Below are 7,681 nucleotides of genomic sequence, written 5' to 3'. Positions count from 1 at the left end.
TGTCGAAGTCTCCAGTTTCTGTGTTTCTGGACAGTCGGCTATACTTTTCGACTTCGGTCCTGCCATTGAAGTCAAAGAGCGACTTCACCGGTCGGCCCTCCAACGCTTATCGGGGCTGATCGAGGCGCTTTCGCTTTTCTTGCAAAATTCAGATTGTTACTATTATTTTTGCATAACTTTTTTAAATATGCAAAACAAAAAATATTTTTAAATATGAAACTATTTCCCTATAAAATTCGTAGTAATTTATTGGAAAAGGAGGAAGATGATTATGGTATTACAGCTTGAACAGGTCACAAAGAGATTTGGCAATTTTACAGCAGTGAATCAGCTGTCACTTAATATTCCAGAAAAAGAAATGTTCGGATTCCTTGGTGCAAATGGCGCCGGGAAGACAACGACCTTCCGGATGATCCTGGGTCTCCTTGATGTCTCGGAGGGAAAGGTCATGTGGGATGGCAAACCGATCAATTATGATTCGAGCAGTATCATCGGTTACCTGCCGGAGGAAAGGGGACTTTATCCAAAGCTTAAGGTCCGCGACCAGATAGTCTATCTTGCCAGGTTAAGAGGAATGCAAAAACAAGCTGCCCTAAAGGAGCTTGATTACTGGCTTAACCGCTTTAAGGTACCAGAATATGCGGATAAAAAGGTGGAAGAGCTGTCAAAGGGGAACCAGCAGAAAATCCAGTTCATTGCCGCTGTCATCCATAAGCCAAAGCTGTTAATCCTTGATGAGCCTTTTAGCGGACTAGATCCGGTGAATGTGGAACAGTTAAAAGAAGCAGTCGTCGAACTGAAAAATGCGGGCATGACGATTGTTTTTGCGAGCCACCGTATGGAGCATGTGGAAGAAATGTGTGAGCATATCTGCATCATGCATAAAGGAAGCCCTGTTGTCCATGGTTCCCTTAAGGAAATCAAAAGATCTTTTGGGAAAAAGAATCTGGTTATCCATGCCGATTTCGATACTTCTTTTCTTAAGGAGTATCCAGGAGTGTCAAAAGCAAAAATGACAGCAGAAGGAATCCATCTGCAAATCTCGGGTGAGCAAGTTGCTGAAGACATCTTGAAAGATATCGTTGGGAAAGGGTTCATCCGCAAATTTGTCCTTGATGAGCCAAGCCTTAATGATATTTTCATAGAAAAGGTGGGTAATTCTTATGAATAACTTTTTCATTATCCTGATCCATACATACATGAGTAAGTTAAAAACAAAATCCTTTTTAGTTACGACCATCCTGACAGTTGGGATTATGCTCGCGCTGACAAATATGACAAATATTATCGATTTTTTCAATAAAGGTGAAGAGGCTGATAAAATCATAGTCATCGACGAGACCGGACAGCTTTTTGAGCCACTGAATGAGCAAATGAAGATGGTTAACGAGGAGCTTGTCCTGGAAAAACATGATGGAGATGAAGGAAGTGCCAGGAAAGCAGTCGAGGCAGGGGAATATAAAGGCCTCCTAGAATTGAGCTTGAACAATGAAGGGCTTCCGGCAGCTTCCTACAAGGCGATGAGCATTGCTGATTCTGCTGTTCCCGGAGACCTGCAGGCTGCATTACAGCAGATTAAAACCGCGATGGCTTCTACCCAAATCAATATCGCTCCAGATCAATTGGAAAAACTGTACGCGCCTGTTGAGTTTGAAAAAACAGCTCTCGAAAAAGATGCCAAAACGGAAGAGGAACTGAATCAAGCTAGAGGCCTAGTCTATGTCCTGCTTTTCATCATTTATTTTGCGGTCCTTATGTACGCCAATATGATTGCCATGGAAGTCGCGACTGAAAAATCATCGAGAGTAATGGAAATCATGATATCAAGCGTATCGCCTATCAAGCAAATGTTTGCGAAGATTCTTGGGATTGGGCTTCTGAGCTTGACCCAGCTCGCGGTACTTTTGCTGGTTGGGTACTTCTCCATCAAACAGAACCTCGAAAACATGGAAGGTGGGTTCTTCGAGTTCTTTGGTTTTGGGAATATTCCAGCCAGTACGATCGTTTACGCGGTAATCTTCTTCATACTAGGGTACTTCCTGTATGCGACGATGGCTGCATTCCTTGGTTCACTTGTCAGCCGCATTGAAGATGTCCAGCAAATGATTACACCGATGACAATGCTTGTTATCGCTGGCTTCATGATGGCGATGTTCGGGCTTAGTCAGCCAGAAGCGCCATTTGTAAAATATACATCCTTCATTCCGTTTTTCTCGCCAATGTTGATGTTCCTGCGTGTAGGCATGCTGAACATCCCTTTCTGGGAAATTGCCTTATCAATCGGTATCCTTGTTGCCACCATCGTCTTCCTGGCTGTGTTCGGTGCCAGAGTCTACCGTGGCGGAGTGCTGATGTATGGAAAATCAAACTCATTCAAGGACATCAAAAAAGCACTGCAGCTTACGAAAAATGAATAAAGGTCCAAAGCCGCGATCATTGCATTGCGGCTTTTTTACAGGGAAATCAACCGGCTATGCGGAATATTTATTAAGGATGAAACAGTACCCAGGATAGAGAGGAGATCTGGATGACGGCCGCAAAATGGTGACCATGTGCCTGAATAGGAGAGGGAAGCAAGATTTCGGTCGTAAGATTACTAAATGTAATGAAGGAGAGTGTTCATGTTGCGACAAATCATTGCAATGGGAGGCGGGGGTTTTTCGATGGAGCCTGAAAACCCGCAGTTGGATTTATACATCCTGGGGCAATCGGAAATTCAAACTCCGAAAGTTTGTTTTGTGCCAACTGCCTCCGGGGATGCTGAGAATTATATATCAAGATTCTATAAAGCTTTTGAAGGCCATGAATGCATACCATCACATCTTTCATTGTTTCGCCCTCCGACAAGGGACTTAGAAGACTATGTCATGGATAAGCAGATCATTTATGTTGGCGGAGGCAATACGAAGAACCTGCTGGCTCTGTGGAAGGAATGGGGACTTGATGTAATCCTGCGTAAAGCCTGGAAGCAGGGCAGAATCATGGCTGGAGTAAGCGCGGGATCGATCTGTTGGTTCGGGGAAGGTGTGACAGATTCTTTTGGCAGCGGACTTGAACCGCTGAAGACCCTCGGGTTTTTAAAAGGGAGTAACTGCCCGCATTATGATGGTGAAATAGAGCGTCGGCCTGCTTATCAGAGATTTGTTGGTTCGGGCAGGATAACAGGCGGATATGCGGCAGATGATGGAGCGGCTCTGCATTTTATCGATGAAGAACTAATTAAAGCGGTAAGCTCTAGACCGGAAGCGAAGGTTTATCGTGTTTGGGAGACAGATGGAAAGGCGCAAGAAGAGGAAGTGAAGACCATATACCTGGGATAAAGTGCAACTGCAGTTCAAATTGGGACTGCAGTTTTTTTGTAATCTAGTTGGTAGAACGTGCATTCGTATTTTTGGAGTGATAAAATAAAGGAAAACAGGAAACGGGAAAGGAATTATCCAATGAAACAGGTGAAGTTTTTACATACTGCCGACCTTCATCTTGATAGTCCGATGGTTGGCCTGCGGCATCTGCCAAAATCCATTTTTCACCGGCTCCAGGAGAGCACATTTACGGCCTTGAAAAATATCACAGATGCTGCGATTAAACATGAAGTGGATTTTGTCATCATCGCGGGAGATCTATTCGATGGGGAGGACCGAAGCATACGTGCCCAGGCTGTTCTCCGCAATGAGATGGAGAAGCTGGCTGATAAAGGGATAATGGTATATGCAATCCATGGGAACCATGATCATCTTGGCGCAAAATCTCTGACTTTAGATTTTCCGGAGAATGTTCACTTTTTCTCAGAACAGGTAGAAAAGGTTGATTATAGAAAGGATGATGGCACTCTTGTCCATCTTTACGGCTTTAGCTATCCGGAGCGGCATGTGATGGAGCGGTGGATTGAGAAATATCAGAAGGTCGATGGTGCGGATTTTCATGTGGGTTTGCTTCATGGCCATTTTGAGGGTGTGAGTGATCATGGCAAATATGCGCCATTCAGGTTATCTGAACTTATCGAAAAAGATTATGATTATTGGGCACTGGGCCATATTCATAAAAAAGCGTTTTTATCGCAGCAGCCTTATGTTGTCTATCCTGGAAATCCACAGGGACGGAACAGAAAGGAACTGGGAGAAAAAGGGGCGTATATCGTTAGTTTGTCAGAAGCAGGGTCAAAAGTTTCCTTTTTTGACACTGCTGATGTGATTTGGGATGAGGCCGTCATTGATGGGCGAAATTTGTTAAGTTTCAATGCACTGTATGAAAAATGCCTGGATGCCATCGATGGTAAAAGAAGAGAAGGAAAAGGGGTACTGCTGAGCATCAAGATTGAAGGCCTGAATTCCGGCCTGTCAGATGTGATGGGAAAAATTGAAAATGGCGAACTTCTTGAACTTCTGCAGGAATCTGAAAAGGAAGAGGGTTCTTTTGTCTGGGTGCACAGGCTAAAGTTTACCGAAGATATTGCTGTCGACCGCGCCGGTTTGATTAAGCAAAGTGATTTCTACGAGGAGTTATTCAGCACGATTGAGCAATATGATGATTTGGGGAATTCACTGTCTCCACTATTCCAGCACAGCCAGGCAAGAAGGCATTTGGGTATGCTGTCGGAACGAGAAAAAGAAGAGCTGGTTGAGGATGCTGAGAGGGTCCTTCTCCAAATGCTGTTGAAAAATTGAAGAAAGGAGGCCGAATGATGAGGATCATTGAAATGCATATATACGGTTATGGCAAGTTCGAGAATTATGTGATTAAATCATTAGGTCAAATGCAGATTTTCTACGGTGAGAATGAAGCTGGAAAGTCAACCATCATGTCCTTCATCCACAGCATCCTGTTCGGCTTTCCGGGCAAGCAAAGTGCCGAAAACCGCTATGAGCCAAAAAACAACCCAAAGTATGGCGGCAAGATCAAAGCCTTTTTTCCTGATCGGGGAGTGGCCGTCATTGAGAGAGTGAAAGGCAAGGCAACTGGTGATGTGACGGTGTCTCTTGAAGACGGGACGATTGGCGGCGAAGAATTACTCAAGGACCTTTTGAAACGAATGGATAAGAGTATATTCCAGGCCGTTTTTTCATTCAACGTCCATGGACTACAGAATATCCATGCAATGAAGGGCGAAGATCTTGGCAGATATTTATTTTCTGCAGGGACACTTGGTACAGACAAACTCTTCAACACCGAGGGTTTACTTCAAAAGGAAATGGAACTGCGTTTCAAGCCCAGCGGGAAAAAGCCATTGCTGAATGAGAAATTGAAAGACTTGAAGGACATCCAAACTTCATTGAAGAACGCTGAGCAGCAGAATGAAAAGTATTCAGAGCTGGTGAGCACGAAGGATGAATTGACGGATAAAATTGCCAAGCTTAAGAACGAGATTTTCATGCTGGAGCAAACGGGAATTAAGCTTCGTGAATATAAGCGCAATGAAAAGCTTGTCATAGAAGCTGCAGCATTGGATGGGAAAATTAAAGTGCATGATCCGTCTTTTTTTCCAGAAGATGGCCTCAACCGGCTTGAGAAGTTGGACGAGCAGCTTAAATCAAACCAGGCTAGAATGTTAAGGTTGAAAGAGAAGAGAGATCAATTACTGAAAGATCTGGAAAGGCAAAGGCCAAACTCCGATTTACTTGGTATGGAAACAGAAATCGAAGCAAGAATCGAAAATCTGCCTTTATATGATCAACTGAAGCAGGAAAAAAGACTGCTTGAATCCAAACTGGAGGAAATGACAGAAGAAATAGATCAGCTAAATGACAAGCTTCATACAGATTTCAATGAGGAAAATATCCATCAAATCAATACAAGTATCTTCATAAAGGATCAGGCCGAAAACATTGATCAGACAGAGCAAAGGTTGAGGAATAAAAAGCTTGAGCTGGAGTCCGCTTTTGAACAAGAAAAAAAGACATTGGCAGAACTTGAAGCAAGGGCAGAAGCCGCAAAAAAAGAACTCCTTGGTGAAGCTGAACGAACAAAATTGGTGAAAGACCTTGACCTGCTAGGGAATAAGGATCGGATCCATTCTGAATTGAACTACGTCATGGACCAGATTGAAGCGGCCAAAATCAAGGAAGAGACTGAAAAGGATAGACAAAGGCAGCAGCAGAAGAAAGACTTTAATCAATTGCTCCTTCTCGGAAGCATTCTTCTGATTGTTTTTCTTTGGGGAATGACAAATGGCGCCTGGTTTTTAGCTGGAATCGGGATTGCAGGCTTGTTGCTTTTGCTGGCTGCGCGATTTAAGTCCGCTGACAAAAAGCCAATGGAGGACAACGTCCTATCCAGGTTACTGGAGCGGGAAAAAGCTCTAAAAGAAAACCTGATCAGTCAGCCAGAAGGCAATGCATCTATGACCAAGAGCTTATTGGCCAAAGACGAGGAGGCGAGACAGCGCCATCGAGAGCTGCACATCAAAATCGAACAGCAGCATGATCGTTTTGAAAAAGTAGTTCAGCAATTTGAAGTATGGGAAGCAGATGAAGCCCAAATAAGGCAGAGAAGAGCGGAATTACTGAAACAATTTGGATTGACGGATACATCCGCACCTATTAAAGTAATGGATGCCTATCATCTAATAGAAAAACAAAAGCAGTATTTCCGTGAAAGAAAGAGAATAAAAGAAAGTTTAGAGAATGTGGCTGAATCTTTGACCGAAATGGAAGGCAGCCTGAAACTGCTTGCACAACGATTCCTTCAAAATAGCAATCTTGCTCCGGTCGAGGCGGCCGGACTGCTGAAGCGGACATTGCGCGAAGCAATCGACCAAAAGTCGAGGTATCGGGAACTGAACGCGAAACTGGAGGAAATGGAAGAAGAGCTTTCAACACTACAGAAGGAACAGTTTGTATTCAGTCAAGAAAAGAAAGGATTGCTTGCACAGGCCGGGACTGAAGATGAGGAAGGATTCAGGCAGAAAGCGGAAAATGCCTCATTGGTAAAAGGCTGGAAAGCAAGACTGGAGGATATCGATCATCAGCTATTTGCATCGGGGATCAGCGATGGGGACCGTGAAAAGATTCTAACAGGAATCCCGCTTGAGGAACAGATCGAAGACAAAGATTCGGAGCTGGGAGAAAGAAAGCAGGAGTTATCCGCAAACTCTGACCTTATAGCCGATGTTAAGCATAAAATGAAGGTGCTTGAAGAAGGCGGCATATACAGTGAATTGCTCCATAAATATAAGCAGCTTCAGCATGAGTTCACTGAAGATGCAAAGGAATGGGCAAAGTATGCGGTCGCCAGGGATTTGCTTTCGAAGACAATTGACCGCTATAAGGATGAGCGGATGCCGAGAATGCTGGCCAGAGCGGAGAGCTTCCTGTCGTTATTGACTGATGGAAGCTATGTGAAGATCATTCCTCAGGTTTCCGGCAGCGGCTTCATGATTGAAAGAAATGACCATGTGTTTTTTGAAGCGAATGAACTGAGCCAGGCAACTGCAGAACAAGTCTATGTATCCATCAGGCTTGCACTTGCTGCCGATCATTATGACCGTTATCCATTTCCGATTATCATTGATGACAGCTTTGTCAATTTTGATCATAACCGGACTGCCCGGACGATTAAGCTGCTCAGGGAAATGAGCAATAACAACCAGATTCTCATCTTTACATGTCATCGCCATTTGCTGGACTATTTTTCGGAAAAGGAAATCGTCAATCTGCAAGAAAAAAGTACAAATATAGTTTAAAAG

6 protein-coding genes are annotated in these 7,681 nt (G+C 43.8%); all 6 read left to right on the top strand.

The window, feature by feature from the left end; translation table 11 throughout:
• A partial coding sequence (locus tag J7I80_RS00440; RefSeq protein WP_214735473.1) for a hypothetical protein occupies positions 1 to 211 on the top strand: 211 nt, incomplete at its 5' end.
• Positions 212 to 271: 60 nt separating this feature from the next.
• A complete protein-coding gene (locus tag J7I80_RS00435; RefSeq protein ID WP_214735472.1) occupies positions 272 to 1,171 on the top strand; it encodes an ABC transporter ATP-binding protein in 900 nt (299 codons plus the stop codon).
• A complete protein-coding gene (locus J7I80_RS00430; RefSeq protein WP_214735471.1) occupies positions 1,164 to 2,417 on the top strand; it encodes an ABC transporter permease in 1,254 nt (417 codons plus the stop codon). Before J7I80_RS00435 ends, J7I80_RS00430 begins: the two co-directional genes overlap by 8 nt.
• Positions 2,418 to 2,624: 207 nt before the next feature.
• Positions 2,625 to 3,320: a Type 1 glutamine amidotransferase-like domain-containing protein gene (locus J7I80_RS00425; RefSeq protein WP_214735484.1), complete on the top strand. Its 696-nt coding sequence runs from the start codon at positions 2,625 to 2,627 to the stop codon at positions 3,318 to 3,320.
• A 120-nt stretch (positions 3,321 to 3,440) separates the two neighbouring features.
• On the top strand, positions 3,441 to 4,664 hold the full coding sequence (locus J7I80_RS00420) for a metallophosphoesterase family protein (protein WP_214735470.1): 1,224 nt from the start codon (positions 3,441 to 3,443) through the stop codon (positions 4,662 to 4,664).
• A gap of 17 nt (positions 4,665 to 4,681) precedes the next feature.
• Positions 4,682 to 7,678 (top strand): AAA family ATPase, encoded by a 2,997-nt coding sequence (locus J7I80_RS00415; RefSeq protein WP_214735469.1) that lies wholly within the window; start codon positions 4,682 to 4,684, stop codon positions 7,676 to 7,678.
• Positions 7,679 to 7,681: the final 3 nt, after the last annotated feature.

The organism is Bacillus sp. ISL-41 (genome assembly GCF_018613235.1).
GTDB lineage: Bacteria > Bacillota > Bacilli > Bacillales > Cytobacillaceae > Mesobacillus.
Note: the sequence above shows the minus strand (reverse complement) of the source record. Positions and strands in the feature narration are given on the sequence as shown.

Excerpts from the sequence above, each read along its gene's own strand:
- J7I80_RS00415 (WP_214735469.1), top strand. The coding sequence starts at position 4,682 with ATGAGGATCATTGAAATGCATATATACGGTTATGGCAAGTTCGAGAAT.
- J7I80_RS00420 (WP_214735470.1), top strand. The coding sequence starts at position 3,441 with ATGAAACAGGTGAAGTTTTTACATACTGCCGACCTTCATCTTGATAGT.
- J7I80_RS00430 (WP_214735471.1), top strand. The coding sequence starts at position 1,164 with ATGAATAACTTTTTCATTATCCTGATCCATACATACATGAGTAAGTTA.
- J7I80_RS00435 (WP_214735472.1), top strand. The coding sequence starts at position 272 with ATGGTATTACAGCTTGAACAGGTCACAAAGAGATTTGGCAATTTTACA.